This window comes from Thalassotalea fusca (assembly GCF_053485835.1).
In genome coordinates this window covers 94,812-109,135 of sequence record NZ_JBQRUN010000011.1, presented here as the reverse complement: position 1 = coordinate 109,135, position 14,324 = coordinate 94,812, and the positions used below count along the sequence as shown (strand labels likewise).

Here is a 14,324-nt window from a genome sequence, read left to right as displayed (position 1 = left end):
GCAGATAGCCGATCAAAAAACGGATTGTCTACATAACAGGATGTTACCTCAGGATGAGGCGAGTGGTATTAGGGTAAAGGACCTACCTAACCGAAAATAAGCGACTTTATGTCGCTTTTTTCGTTTTTGACATTGTTTGTTGTGATTCAATAAAACCGGACACCAATTTAGGTGGTATTATTGCCACTCAACTAGAGGTGTTCCATGGCAAGAAAACGTCGTAATTTTACAGAAGAATTTAAATTAGAAGCTGCTAGTCTTGTATTGGATGAAGGTTATTCGATACCTCAAGCAAGCCGTTCACTTGATGTTGGTGAAACAGCTTTAAGGCGCTGGGTTCAGCAACTTCAAAAAGAACGAGGTGGTGAAACACCGCAAACCAAAGCATTAACTCCTGAGCAGAAGAAAATCCAGGAATTAGAGGCTCGTATCAATCGTTTAGAACGAGAGAAGTCAATTCTAAAAAAGGCTACAGCTCTCTTAATGTCAGACGAAATGAACAATACTCGTTGATAGACCAATTAAGTGAGTTTGAATCTATTGAATTGGTCTGTGATGTTTTAGAAGTTCCTCGCTCAAGTTATTACGATTACAAGAATCGAGATACATCAATCAAGCCTGAAGATGTTGAACTTAGGGCAAAGATTAATGAGCTCTTTTCGCTAAGCAGAAGCTCAGCAGGTAGTAGGACACTTGTCGCAAAGCTGTCTGAAATAGGCTTGAATGCTGGAATATTCAAGGTGCGCCGCATCATGAAAGATATGCAGTTGATTTGCAAACAACCAGGCCCTCATGCCTATAAGAAAGCAACAGTTGAAAGGCCGGACATACCGAATCACCTAAATCGTGAATTTGATGTTTGTCGTCCCAATCAAGTTTGGTGCGGTGACATTACCTATACTTGGTTAGGTAACAAGTGGGTTTATCTCGCTGTCGTTCTTGACTTGTTTGCACGCCGCGTAGTCGGTTGGGCATTATCTGATAAGCCAGACGCTGCCTTGGCAGCTAAAGCCTTAGATAGAGCTTATGAGCAACGTGGTAAACCCAAAGGCTTAATGTTTCACTCTGACCAAGGCAGTCAATATGGGGCGACAAAGTTCAGGCAACGATTATGGCGATATCAAATTAAACAAAGTATGAGTCGCCGTGGAAACTGTTGGGATAATGCGCCAATGGAAAGGCTATTCAGAAGCTTAAAAACAGAATGGGTACCGCCAATTGGTTACCGCTCACTCAAAGAAGCTGAAAAAGATATCAGTTTCTATTTGATGGATTATTACAACTGGCAAAGGCCGCACAGTAATAATGAAATGATTGCTCCAGCAATTACGGAAGAAAAACTTAACTTACTGTCCGGAATTAGTTGACCACAACAGTTAATATTTTCAATAGGACCGAATACTCATCTACGCACATTATGTTGCTCGTGAACTGACACAAAATGCTCTCTCAGCTGTAAGATATCACCTAATAAATTGTCAGATAGATATGCTACAAAATTAGCGCTTACTTTTGGTAACTTGTTTAAATCAGTACCTTAGCGTGAACTGGCATAAATTATCTCAACTTTCCATTACAGATGTCACTGTTTTGTCATGAACCGCTGCATATAATTATTAGTGAAAGGAGTTGATGTTCACCCTAATGTGAAAAGGTCTCCCAAGGAAGAAGTTTTGAATGGACACACGATTTTTGTTGAGGGGTGTAAAAAGGACTTATAAGGAAACTCGAAGGCAGCGTAGGACGCTACCGTTTAAGGGATGAAAAAACTGGGAAAACGTTTAATGGATGAACGGTCAGGGAAATGACAATTTGGGGTGTAAAATGTAGTTCTAGTCATATTTAACATGCTTAGATAAATGGAATACAAGGAGCCGTAATAGCAAGGACGCTACAAGGATGGATAAAGAGGATTTGTAAGGAAGGACTATTGATGACAACGACGAGCTTTGTCATACGAATATTGTTAACCCAGTTGTTGTTCTTATTTTTTAACTAGTACACTTTCTAAAAGGGTCGCTACTTGGTGCAACTAACTTATCTAAAGTTACCCCAATTTTGTCGCCATTGGTATTTAAGAATTTGCCCTCAGTAATTGTAGGATATTGCTTACAAGTTTGTCAGAAATGACGGCAAATAAAATATCATTTAAATCTAAGTTGTTGATTGCCATTTTTTTATTGTTCACAGTACAAATTTTGCAATTTGTCGTATTTTTTTTGTTAGAAATTCTATGGAAATTCAAGCAATAGCTTTCATACTTAGTTATGTCAGGAAGACGGGTTAGGATGACCCAACAGGCAGTGATACTTAGGATGAGAAGAGTGTTTGTAAAGCATTAAGTAAATGGATGAAATGGATACACATGGAGTGTTTTTCTTCGATACAGTGAACAAGGATTTTCAGTAGGAAACGTAGAACTTTTCCGAAAGGAAATATAGTTAATTATCATTTATAGGAATTGGTGATAGGCCAAAGAAATGGAATTAGCATGGAAATTCGCATACATGCAATGGTCAAGGATGGCAGATGAAAAAAAGCGACATTCAGTTGTCGCTTTTTTCTTGTTTCAGTTTTAATGCGTTTAATTGATTCGATATGCTGGGATATCAATATTTTTAAGTTTATATCCTGCTAACGTAATTGTCCCTTGATACTTTGATTGCCCATCACCGCTAAACTCAAAAATGTATTCTGTTTCAAAATAAAATCCCATTCGTTTAGAAAACCTAACTTTATTAGATGACCTTGCAATGGCAATAAACTGTAATTGCTCTTTTTGACAATGCTGTACTGCAAACCTTTTTGCCGACTCAGCCACTTTACGCATGTGCGTAAAAAACCAAACTATGAGTGCAATAAAGAGTAATAAATAAACGTTTTCCATTAAATATTAACCAAATAGTGTTGTGTAAATTTATTGAGCGTTGAAAAGACTGCCAATTGCCGTAGCAAGCTCAGCACTTCTTTCGCTAGATCGCATACAGCTGAATATTACCTGGCGTAGCTCAGGTATTGCCACTAAATCTTTAAATATTGCCTGAAACAATGGCAGATTATCTTTTCGTGCCAGATGTTCCAAGTAAGCGCTCATCATTTCGGTATTAGCTAAGGAAGACCAACATCTACCAGCCAAAGTAATGACTATTTCGTCAGAAAGCGTTTTTTCTGCCATTAGTTTTGCTAAGAAGGCCTGTACAAACAGATGTGTTGATGACGATGCTAAACAACGAATTAAATAAGGCTTTACTTCTTGTGCTGCAACATCATGGTAATCAATCACGGTACTGAGTGTATCTGCAGAGAGCTGGATATTTTCAATCGCCGTTGATAAGGGCATTAATACTTCGTTAGGCAGCGATGATAATGACCGCGCAATAGCGCTTTCAATGTCTTTATCAGATTTTGCTTTTACAACTATATCGCTAATGCCTTGTACACCAATATCATGCCATTGACTCAGGTCGGTATCAGTGGAACAAAAATACTCATATGTGCGTTGATAGTACTGGCTGGCTTGTTTCATTAGCGCTTGGTTTAACTCACTGTGTAGAAACGCTAGCTTATATTGTGGTGGTGTAAAATTATATGGGTTGCTTTGCAGAAGCTCTTCTTGTTTTTCAGTTGGATCAACGCTGAGATTACTGCCTAAAGCTTCAATTATTATGGCGAGAAAGTGGTTTCGTGCGCCTTGATTGAGTAATCCGCGCTCATCTAGGGGTAACTTTACAAACCATAAGTATGGTTGTGCAGTAACTTTCTGCCAAAATGCGATCGCGATGCATGCATGCCCTTGAATCGGGTACGGGTAAGGTAGTTGATTATGTTCAAATTTTTCGAAAGTATCTTTTGACAACTTGTCTATTCTTCTGCCGATGTCGTATACGCGATACTGGGAACCAGACAAAGTTAATAATTCAGAAATGGTAGAAATCGAATCCATAGCACAGAAATTTATCGAAATAATGCGGCATTATAGAGATAATAACCCTTTAAAACCATCTAATCTGATAAGAATTTATTGTGCATGAAACTAATGAGTCACTAACTCAACTTTTAAATTCACTGGTGTCTGAGTTAGATAAACTTGGATTATGGCAGGAAAGTCGCCCGAGCGATGAAGCGCTGAACAGTAGCGTGCCATTTTGTATGGATACGTTGGCGTTTGAACAATGGTTACAGTTTGTTTTTATCGAAAAGTTACGACTGATGATGCAATTAGGGAAACCGCTACCAAGTAATATTGCCATCTGTCCTATGGCGGAAGAAGCATTTGCACATCATGGCGAAGACGCAGCAAATATTATTAATACCATTGCCGATATTGATGAACTACTGAGCGGCACTCGCCAGCAACAAAATTATATAAGAACCAAATAATGTCTGACACTTTATTTACCGAAAAGCCCGAGCTGAACATTTTGTTTCAGGACGAACATCTTGTCGCCATTGATAAACCTGCTGGCTTATTTGTCCATCGCAGTTATTTAGATAGACACGAAAAGTATTTTGCCTTGCAGCTACTCAGAGATCAGCTTGGTCAATACGTTTATCCGTTGCATCGTCTAGATAGGCCAACTTCTGGCGTCTTATTATTTGCTTTAAATGAAGAAACAGCGCGAAAAATGGGAAAAATATTTGAAGAAAAGCAAATTCAAAAAGAATATTTTGCACTTACTAGGGGGCACCTTATAGATAGTGGCGTTATTGACCATCCCTTAAAGGAAAAACTTGATAAGCTTGGCGATAAATTTGTAAATACAGATAAAGCGGCACAAGAGGCTATATCATATTATGAGTCGATAATTACGGCTACGCTTCCTATTGCTGTGGGAAAATATGATTCGGTAAGATACTCGTTAGTCAAAGTAGCGCCACAAACGGGGAGGCGGCACCAAATACGACGCCATTTGGCACATCTAAGACATCCCATAATTGGTGATATAAATTATGGAGATAACAAACAGAACCCATTCTTTATATCGCACTTTGGCTTTAAGCGATTGATGCTATTTGCCCAAAGCTTAACATTTCGTCATCCATACACTGGGCAAGAGATAGTTGTTAATGCGGAATTTGATCAGCAGTGGCTTAGCGTTTTCGAACGTCTCAATTGGCCACTATCGGTAATCAAAAAGTACATTACCGAATAGAGCTACGCGATTTAGCTTTCAATTAAATAGGGCCATTAATAAAAATGGCGTTTTTGTCTTGATTGACCAAATGGCTGAACTGAAAAATTGGGCGTGTTTCACTTGCTGCACGTTTTTCACCAGTAATGAACACAGGTGCAACACTTGGCATATTCAGGTCGAACGCTGAATATTGTTGATCAAATTGACGGGTAAATGCCATCATCAGCTGTTGATCTTGTGGAATCGGACGATTGAGTAAACTAACCAGTAGCTGATGATCTGATACAAGCGGACGCTTTTCTTGATAAGCAATTTTAGTCGACTGGCAAGCGAGCAGTTGGCTACATAAGATTAAGATTGTGATTAAGGTAAATTTATTCATAACGGCATATCTATTAACAACTGATATAAGTAGTAGGGCAATCAATATGCCAATTGAATAAAGTTTTTTATTAGTGAATGAATTTTAAAGAGTTTATGTTGAATATTTGCGCTAAGAACTTAGGTGTTCTTGTGAGAGGAAGAAACTAGCGTCAAAAAACTTACGCTTGTTTATGGCTATCTTTGGATACTGCATAACAAAAAGCCAAACAATTATTGCTTGGCTTTAGTCATACGTTATTACTAGTTGTGTTATTCGTCAGAAACAGAGCGCAATAATGCATTGATGCCTATTTTAGCTCTCGTTTTTTCATCGACTTTTTTCACAATAATCGCTGCATATAAGCTATAACGACCACACTTAGACGGTAAGTTGCCTGGTACTACAACAGAACCAGCTGGAACACGGCCATAGTGGATCTCACCAGTTTCTCGGTCAAATATGCGTGTGCTTTGGCCAATATACACACCCATAGAAATTACGGCACCTTGTTCAACAACAACACCTTCTACTATTTCAGAACGCGCACCAATAAAACAATTATCTTCAATAATCGTTGGCCCAGCCTGCAAAGGCTCAAGTACACCACCTATACCTACGCCGCCTGATAAATGCACGTTTTTACCAATTTGTGCGCAAGAACCAACAGTCGCCCAAGTGTCGACCATAGTTCCTTCATCAACAAAAGCACCTATGTTTACGTAGCTTGGCATCACGACAACATTTTTGCCTATAAATGACCCAGTGCGAACAGTGGCTGGTGGCACTATTCGCACACCTTCAGCTTTAAACATCTCATTGGTGTAATTAGCGTATTTCAATGGCACCTTATCAAAATATTGGCTTTCATTCCCATCAATAACCTCGTTATCCCATACGCGGAACGACAGTAATACTGCTTTTTTAAGCCATTGATGAACGACCCATTCCCCTGCGATTTTTTCAGCAACTCGCGCTGAGCCATTATTCAAAGCTGCAAGTGCGCCTGTTACCGCTTGCTTTACTTCATCTGTTACAGTGCTAGGTGTGATATTCGCACGGTTCTCAAATGCACTTTCGATTATCTGTTGTAAGTCAGACATGGTTATTCCTATTTTGTTGTCAGTGATGAGCAAGACTGGATTTCTCGCATAGTTTGTCACTAAGTTGTCGTTGCTCTTCAAGTGTTAAAGCTTTGCCATCGGCGTTCGATACCGTAAATACGTCTTCCGCTTTTTCGCCAAAAGTTGTTATTTTAGCACTGTAAATACGTATATTAAGTTCTTGAAATACTCGCGCAATGCTTGCGAGTAAACCAGGCCGATCAAGCGCGACAATTTCTATCAGAGTACGGCTCTTGCTACTCGAATTTAAAAAACTTACTTGTGTTGGAAAAGTAAATTGTTCGAATCGCTTCGCCAGTGGTTTAATCTTAAAATGTTGTTTTTTATTGGTAATGGCTTCGGATAAAGCTTGCGCAATACCCATAGCTCGGTAGCTGTCGTCTATAACGCGATTTTGTTGGTCGAGAATAACAAATGTATTGGCGGTATAGCCTGTTTTACCCGTAATTATCTTGGCATCAAGTATGTTTAGGCCTTTTGAACCGAGCAAAGAAACGATAGTAGCAAATATATTTTTTTTGTCTTTCGTGTAAACAAAAACTTCTGTGCCACCGCGATATGGTTTCGGGCTAATCAAAACTAAAGGTTGATTTTGATCATGTTTGATTATGTGCTCACAATGCCAAGCAATTTGGGCAGGCGCATAACGTAAAAAATAGTCAGCTTTAAAGTTGTGCCATATCGCTTGGATTTCAGATTCTTCAATATGATGTTCGGTAAGAATTTCTATTGCTTGTTGTTGGTTTTCTCTAATTTTAGCGCGTAAATCGACAGGCTTTTCTAAGCCTCGTCTGAAGGCACGCTTAGTGCTAAAGTACAGCTCTTCGAGTAAATTTGCTTTCCAGCTATTCCATAAACTTTCGTTGGTTGCACGCATGTCAGCAACCGTCAAACAGTACAAATAATCTAAATGGGCTTCATCCCTAACAATGCTGGCGAATTTCTTGATAACTTCAGGATCCGAAATGTCACGGCGCTGTGCAGTAATTGACATTAACAAGTGGTATTTCACGAGCCAAGAAATCATTCGCCCATCGTGATCGTTTAGATAATGTATGCGGCTAAATTCTAACGCGTCAACCGCACCGAGCTCAGCGTGATCACCACCACGGCCTTTAGCGATATCGTGAAAAATCCCTGCGAGGTACAGCACTTCGGGTTTGCGAATACGTTGTACAATTTTGCTACATAAAGGGTATTCTTCGTTATATTCACTTTGACTAAAACGGTAAAGATTTTTGATCAGACGATAACTGTGCTCATCTACCGAATATGCGTGGAACAAATCAAATTGCATTTGACCTACAATATTGCGCCAAGCTGGAAGGTATGCGCCTAAAATTGAATGTCGGTGCATAAGTGAAAATGCTAAGCCAGGGCCTTTCGGATGCTTCATGATAGCAATAAATAATCGTCTGCACTCTGCATAATCCATCATGCCAGATACTAATCTACGGCGCGCATTTCGCATTAACCTTAATGTTTCTGGGTGCATGTCGGTGACGTCTTCCCGTTCAGCGATCAACAAAAACATTTGCATGATTTTTACTGAACGCATAAAGACTCTGCGATTGGTCACTTTGATTTGACCATCGAGTACGACGAAGTCATCGTTTATGCGAGTTTCTACTTGATGTTTCTTATTTTTGATAATGGCGTAGTCAAAATGTTGTAGCAACATTTTGTTTAATTCTGAAACACGCCCAATAATGCGGAAGAAGCGCTTCATCATACGTTCGATGGCGAGCTTTCCTTCATCGCCAAAACCCATTAAGGCAGCAACATCGGCTTGATAATCGAATAGCAGGCGATTTTCACTTCGGCCGGCAATAAAATGCAGCGCACAACGCATTCGCCAAAGATAATCCTGACACTCGAGCAACTCAAAAAATTCATTACTCGTTAAATAATTATGCTCTACCAATTCTTCTAATGAGTCTGCTTCAAAATGGCGTTTAGCGACCCAGCCAATGGTTTGAATGTCTCGAAGACCTCCTGGGTTGGCTTTGAGATTGGGCTCAAGTGTATAAGCGGCACCGTGATATTGTTGGTGACGATGCTTCTGCTCTTCTCTTTTTGCCAGATAGAACTTTTGCGTTGTCCAAAAAACGTCTTCATTAAGTAACGGTGTAAGGTGTTGCGTTAGCGTGTCGTTACCACATACCTGTCTCATTTCCATAAGATTGGTTGCAATAGTGACATCATTGACGGCCTGTTTAAGGCACTCTTTAATGCTACGAACGCTATGGCCAATGTCGAGCTTTATGTCCCACAACTGCGTAATAAAGGCGGAAATCTTTTCTGCCAATTCATCTTCAACAGTATCTTGGGTCAACAATAAAATGTCGATGTCTGAGTAGGGATGAAGTTCACCTCTACCATAACCCCCTACGGCGATTAACGTAAGCTGATATTCATCTAATTGGTGTTGGCTCCAAAGTTTAATTAGTACCTGATCTATGTAATGCGCACGTGCGGCAACGATATTGGTGACATCGTCAACGAGAAATTGTTGTTTCTGCCATTCACGAAAGCGTGTATTAAACTCACAAATTTCTTGGCTAGAAATTGTTGGCGCCGTTATTGCGTACGGCGCCAAATATTCTTCAGGTATGTGAAAATCAGGACTATGCAATGGAGGCATCTCTTTTTATTTATAAAGCATATAGCACTAGTTATGTAAAACTCTTGGAATGGTATCATCTTTGCGCAATGTAAGAATTTCACAACCTGTTTTAGTCACTAAAATAGTGTGTTCCCATTGCGCAGAATTTTTAGCGTCGATTGTGTACACAGTCCAATTGTCTTCTTTATCTAATAAAGTATTGGCCCGACCTAAATTAATCATCGGCTCAATAGTAAAGCACATTCCTTCTTGCATCTTTGTCTTGTCATTATTTTTGTAATGAACAATTTGTGGATCTTCGTGAAACTCTTTGCCTATGCCGTGACCACAGTATTCCTTAACAATAGAGTAGCGGCCAGCTTTCTTAATGAACTTTTGGATAGTCGTGCCTATTTCACCAAACGGGACACCAGGTTTGACCTTTTTAAGTGCTAAATAAAGCGATTCTTGAGTGATTCGACAAAGACGCTTGTCTTCAGGGGAAACTTCTCCCACTAAAAACATCTTACTGGTATCGCCGTGGTAACCGTCTTTTATCACGGTAACATCAATGTTGATGATATCACCATCTTTAAGAGGTGTATCATCTGGAATACCATGACAAACAACATGGTTTACTGAAGTACAAATAGACTTTGGAAAACCATGGTAGTTTAATGGCGCTGAAATAGCGTTTTGAACTTTATCTGTGTACTCTGCACAGATATTATTCAATTCGTTAGTGGTGACCCCAGCTTTAACATGAGGCTCAATCATTTCAAGTACTTCTGCAGCAAGCTTGCCTGCTACGCGCATTTTTTCTATCTCTTCCGGGGTTTTAATTTCTATCGACATTTATGCCTCAGTATGTCACTCGATGAGTGTTATTCTTCTATAATTTTACGCTAATTCTACACGTTTTTAGTGTGATTCCCAATGGAGACAGCACGTGTAGAATTTGTTGAGGTGATGCGGTTATTTAAGCTCTAATTTAATTGCATCAACGATGGCTTCTGGCGCCTTTAGATAAAGGTTATGGTTTAACAAGACCAGTTCTTCATTAGTGGCGAGTAATATCGCTGGTGTGGCGCTTGTGCCAATCACTTCTTGAATTTCGTGTATGTCGCCAAGCGCGTATTCAGCATCTTTGGTTAATTTGTCTGCATTAAATACTTTGGCTGGAGGCGATAACTTGAAGGAGTCAATGATGTCCTCAAAATCCGCTTTAGATTGCATCGGATTGCCTTCGTTAAATAATGCGTGTTGAATAGCGTTCAGTACAGGAAGTGCATTTTGCGGTTGTTTGGCGCATATCCAAGACATTAAATTGGCTGCGATGGTTGAGTCTACACTCGTTTTAAGTTGTGCGATGTATTCATCGGCCATGTGAATACCACTTTCCTCAGTAACCGCTGTAACAGCAGAGCGGCTTATGTGTTCGTCACCTTCATAGCGAGCGCAGTGCCATAAATGTAGAGAAATTTCAGGCATTTTGCTGTTAACTTCATTAATTAGTCGAGTGCTTGCCATGCTCCAAGGGCAATGGCTATCGTAAATAAAAAATAACTCTGCAGACATATTATTACGTATAGGTAGTCAAAATAATGTGCAATATTTTAACGCTTGTTTGGCAGTAATCCCACTATTAAACGACAACAATTTTTTTACCGGTAATAAAATGCCGGTTTAGAAAAGGGTAAATAGGAGTAGTTGTGTAAATAAACAGCTAATTGCTGGCTTTAAGTTGCGGGTTGTGGTATAAAGCACGCCGCCGAACGGTAATTCGATTTTTAGTTAGTATTTTAAGTGAATTTTGTTTTGTTCAATCGGTAAATTTAACCGTACTAAAATAGTACATAATTAATAAACTCACATACATCTTGCAAAGATATGCCGGGGTGCCTGAATTGGTCGTGCATATTGGGTGTATGGACGCTTAACCCCAAGAGGAATTTAACATGCCAAACGTTTCTATGCGCGATATGCTTAAGGCCGGTGTTCACTTCGGTCACAAAACACGTTACTGGAACCCAAAAATGAAAACTTACATTTTTGGTGCTCGTGACAAAGTGCATATCATCAACCTTGAACAAACTGTTCCTATGTTCAACGAAGCTCTAGCTTTCTTGTCAGGTGTTTCTGCGAAAAAAGGTAAAGTTTTATTTGTTGGTACTAAGCGTGCTGCAAGTGAAGCTGTTCGAGCTGCTGCATTAAAATGTGATCAATTCTACGTAGACCACCGTTGGTTAGGTGGTATGTTGACTAACTGGAAAACAGTTCGTCAATCTATCAAACGTCTTAAAGATCTTGAAGCTCAAAGCACTGACGGTACTTTTGATGCTTTGACTAAGAAAGAAGCGCTTATGCGTACTCGTGAAATGGAAAAGCTTGAAAAGAGCTTAGGTGGTATCAAAAACATGGGTGGTTTACCAGACGCGTTATTTGTTATCGATGCTGACCACGAGCACATTGCAATTAAAGAAGCTAACAACTTAGGTATTCCTGTAATTTCTGTAGTTGATACTAACTCAAACCCAGACGGTGTTGATTACATCGTACCTGGTAACGATGATGCGATCCGTGCAGTAACTTTATACTTAGACTCAGCAGCTAACGCTGTGTTAGAAGGTCGTGAGAAAGACATCGTTGTTCAAGCTGAAAAAGACGGCTTTGTTGAAGCTGAGTAAGCTTTACTAACTCGTTTTATTTCACTGTTGCCACATTAGTTTAATACTGCTGTGGCAACGTATTTAGAATTTATTTGAATATTTGAGGAATTAACTCATGGCAATTACTGCTGCACAAGTTAAAGAATTACGCGAGCGCACTGGCGCTGGCATGATGGATTGTAAAAAAGCTTTACAAGAAACAGACGGCGATATGGAACTTGCAATTGAGAACATGCGTAAGTCTGGTCAAGCTAAAGCGGCTAAAAAAGCAGGTAACATCGCTGCTGAAGGCCAAATCATCATTAAAGATGGCGCACTAGTTGAAGTTAACTGTCAAACTGACTTTGTTGCTAAAGACGACAACTTCTTAGCATTTGCTAACGAAGTAGCTGACGCTGCTGCTGCATCAAAGCCTTCTATCGAAGAGTTACAAGCTCAGTTCGAAGAAAAGCGTATTGCGCTTGTTGCTAAAATTGGTGAAAACATCAACGTACGTCGTGTTGCTTATGTTGAAGGTGCTGCAGCTTCTTATAAGCACGGTGCTAAAATTGGTGTTGTTGTTGCTGGTGAAGGCGACGCTGAAACACTTAAGCACGTTGCAATGCACGTTGCTGCTTCTAAGCCTGAGTACGTTAACCCTGAAGACGTACCAGCAGACGTAGTAGAAAAAGAAAAGCAAATCCAAATCGATATCGCGATGAACGAAGGTAAGCCTGCTGAAATCGCTGAGAAAATGGTTACTGGCCGTATGAAGAAATTCACAGGTGAAATTTCTTTAACAGGTCAAGCATTCATCATGGAACCTAAGCGCACAGTTGGTGACGTTCTTAAAGAAAAAGGCGTTTCAGTATCAAGCTTTGTTCGTTTAGAAGTTGGTGAAGGTATCGAGAAGAAAGAAGAAGATTTCGCTGCTGAAGTAGAAGCGCAAATCGCAGCTGCTAAAGGTTAATTTTTAGTCATATAAAGTGACTCAAATTATCTTTTTTCAGTTTAGACTTTCGATAGTTAGCTAAACGTATTAAAATAGCCGCGGTCTAAATAGACCGCGGCTATTTTTTTACCTATAGGAATGTTTATTGTATGAGCATCAACCCCAAACCTAAGTACCGTCGAATTCTTTTAAAACTGAGTGGTGAAGCATTGATGGGCGAGGAAGGCTTCGGTATTGATCCGAAAGTCCTTGACCGAATGGCGCAAGAAATAAAAGAGCTTATTGAGTTAGGAATTCAAGTTGGATTAGTTATCGGTGGTGGTAACTTATTTCGTGGTGCTGGCTTAGCAGAAGCTGGAATGAATCGTGTTGTTGGCGATCAAATGGGGATGTTAGCAACTGTCATGAATGGCTTAGCAATGCGCGACGCATTGCACCGAGCATTTGTCAATGCACGCTTAATGTCTGCGATAGATTTAGCCGGTGTTTGTGACACATACAACTGGGCTGATGCTATTGGTATGCTTAAGTCTGGCCGTGTTGTAATATTCAGCGCTGGTACAGGTAATCCATTCTTTACTACGGATTCAGCTGCGTGTTTACGCGGTATAGAAATTGAAGCAGATGCTGTATTCAAAGCGACAAAAGTAGACGGAATATATTCAGATGACCCTGTGAAAAATCCTGATGCAGAATTATACTCTCATCTGACATACCAAGAAGTACTTGAAAAAGAATTAAAAGTAATGGATTTAGCGGCATTTACTTTGGCAAGAGACCATAATATGCCAATTCGTGTTTTTAACATGAATAAGCCAGGTGCATTACGCGCTGTGATCATGGGTGACGAAGTAGGTACCACCATAGATCATGGTATTGAAGCAGAATAACTTATATAGTTTTTAAGGAATTATCAGTGATTAACGATATTAAAAATGACGCTCAAGAGCGTATGAGTAAAAGTATTGAAGCATTTAAGAGTAATCTTAACAAGGTAAGAACTGGCCGTGCACATGCCTCTTTATTAGATAATATTTCTGTAGAATATTACGGTACGGACACTCCTTTAAACCAAGTAGGTAATGTTTCTGTACCGGATGCACGTACTTTAGCAATCACAGTATTTGATAAAAGTATGATTAGCGCTGTTGAAAAAGCGATTATGGCGTCAGATTTAGGATTAAATCCATCATCTCAGGGTACGTTAATTCGTATTCCTTTACCTCCGCTTACAGAAGAACGTCGCCGTGATTTAGTTAAAGTGGTTAAAGGTGAAGGCGAAAATAGTAAAGTCGCTATTCGTAACATCCGCCGTGATGCTAACTCAGATATTAAATCTTTGAACAAAGATAAAGAAATCAGTGATGATGAAATGCATCAAGCTGAAGACGAAATTCAAAAAATTACCGACAAATTCGTTAAACAAGTTGATGTTATTTTGGCTGATAAAGAAGCCGAATTAATGGAAATTTAATTTTACGTAAGTTAAAAAAACGCCG

At 39.6% G+C, this 14,324-nt stretch carries 14 protein-coding genes; 7 read left to right on the top strand and 7 right to left on the bottom strand.

From position 1 onward, the window contains the following. Positions 1 to 204 precede the first annotated feature (204 nt). A protein-coding gene (locus ACSLUK_RS14055) for an IS3 family transposase (RefSeq protein ID WP_448549297.1) occupies positions 205 to 1,367 on the top strand; the annotation gives its coding sequence in 2 pieces (ribosomal slippage) (positions 205 to 460 and positions 460 to 1,367; 1,164 coding nt in all). Between the two features lie 1,217 nt (positions 1,368 to 2,584). Here the strand turns inward: ACSLUK_RS14055 and ACSLUK_RS14050 are convergent. Both ACSLUK_RS14050 and ACSLUK_RS14045 read right to left on the bottom strand, forming a co-directional pair. Next, entirely contained in the window at positions 2,585 to 2,887 is a 303-nt protein-coding gene (locus ACSLUK_RS14050; protein WP_448549296.1) for a DUF3301 domain-containing protein, read from the bottom strand. 30 nt (positions 2,888 to 2,917) lie between these two features. Continuing rightward, positions 2,918 to 3,943: a DUF3549 family protein gene (locus tag ACSLUK_RS14045; protein ID WP_448549295.1), complete on the bottom strand. Its 1,026-nt coding sequence runs from the start codon at positions 3,941 to 3,943 to the stop codon at positions 2,918 to 2,920. An 80-nt stretch (positions 3,944 to 4,023) separates the two neighbouring features. Here ACSLUK_RS14045 and ACSLUK_RS14040 point away from each other — a divergent pair, with 80 nt between their 5' ends. Further along, positions 4,024 to 4,380: a YqcC family protein gene (locus tag ACSLUK_RS14040; protein WP_448549294.1), complete on the top strand. Its 357-nt coding sequence runs from the start codon at positions 4,024 to 4,026 to the stop codon at positions 4,378 to 4,380. Next, positions 4,380 to 5,153 carry a tRNA pseudouridine(65) synthase TruC gene (truC, locus tag ACSLUK_RS14035; protein WP_448549293.1) on the top strand — a complete coding sequence of 258 codons (774 nt, stop codon included), beginning with the start codon at positions 4,380 to 4,382 and terminating at the stop codon, positions 5,151 to 5,153. The genes ACSLUK_RS14040 and truC overlap by 1 nt, the downstream gene beginning before the upstream one ends. A 22-nt stretch (positions 5,154 to 5,175) precedes the next feature. Here the strand turns inward: truC and ACSLUK_RS14030 are convergent, their stop codons facing one another. The 5 genes from ACSLUK_RS14030 to ACSLUK_RS14010 all read right to left on the bottom strand — a co-directional run bounded on the left by ACSLUK_RS14030 (position 5,176) and on the right by ACSLUK_RS14010 (position 10,803). Beyond that, entirely contained in the window at positions 5,176 to 5,517 is a 342-nt protein-coding gene (locus ACSLUK_RS14030) for a hypothetical protein (RefSeq protein WP_448549292.1), read from the bottom strand. Between the two features lie 251 nt (positions 5,518 to 5,768). Next, on the bottom strand, positions 5,769 to 6,599 hold the full coding sequence (gene dapD / locus ACSLUK_RS14025) for a 2,3,4,5-tetrahydropyridine-2,6-dicarboxylate N-succinyltransferase (RefSeq protein WP_448549291.1): 831 nt from the start codon (positions 6,597 to 6,599) through the stop codon (positions 5,769 to 5,771). Between the two features lie 19 nt (positions 6,600 to 6,618). Next, a complete protein-coding gene (glnD, locus tag ACSLUK_RS14020; protein WP_448549290.1) occupies positions 6,619 to 9,264 on the bottom strand; it encodes a [protein-PII] uridylyltransferase in 2,646 nt (881 codons plus the stop codon). 27 nt (positions 9,265 to 9,291) lie between these two features. Beyond that, a complete protein-coding gene (gene map, locus ACSLUK_RS14015) occupies positions 9,292 to 10,080 on the bottom strand; it encodes a type I methionyl aminopeptidase (protein WP_448549289.1) in 789 nt (262 codons plus the stop codon). Between the two features lie 120 nt (positions 10,081 to 10,200). Then, complete coding sequence (locus ACSLUK_RS14010) at positions 10,201 to 10,803, bottom strand: hypothetical protein (protein ID WP_448549288.1); 603 nt, start codon at positions 10,801 to 10,803, stop codon at positions 10,201 to 10,203. Between the two features lie 380 nt (positions 10,804 to 11,183). Here ACSLUK_RS14010 and rpsB point away from each other — a divergent pair, with 380 nt between their 5' ends. The 4 genes from rpsB to frr all read left to right on the top strand — a co-directional run bounded on the left by rpsB (position 11,184) and on the right by frr (position 14,299). Continuing rightward, the gene (gene rpsB / locus ACSLUK_RS14005) at positions 11,184 to 11,912 is read left to right on the top strand and encodes a 30S ribosomal protein S2 (protein ID WP_448549287.1); all 729 of its coding nucleotides are present in this window, start codon (positions 11,184 to 11,186) and stop codon (positions 11,910 to 11,912) included. Between the two features lie 97 nt (positions 11,913 to 12,009). After that, entirely contained in the window at positions 12,010 to 12,843 is an 834-nt protein-coding gene (tsf, locus tag ACSLUK_RS14000) for a translation elongation factor Ts (protein WP_448549286.1), read from the top strand. 131 nt (positions 12,844 to 12,974) lie between these two features. Then, the gene (gene pyrH, locus ACSLUK_RS13995; protein WP_448549285.1) at positions 12,975 to 13,715 is read left to right on the top strand and encodes a UMP kinase; all 741 of its coding nucleotides are present in this window, start codon (positions 12,975 to 12,977) and stop codon (positions 13,713 to 13,715) included. A gap of 62 nt (positions 13,716 to 13,777) precedes the next feature. Further along, the gene (gene frr, locus ACSLUK_RS13990; RefSeq protein WP_448549317.1) at positions 13,778 to 14,299 is read left to right on the top strand and encodes a ribosome recycling factor; all 522 of its coding nucleotides are present in this window, start codon (positions 13,778 to 13,780) and stop codon (positions 14,297 to 14,299) included. Positions 14,300 to 14,324 lie beyond the last annotated feature (25 nt).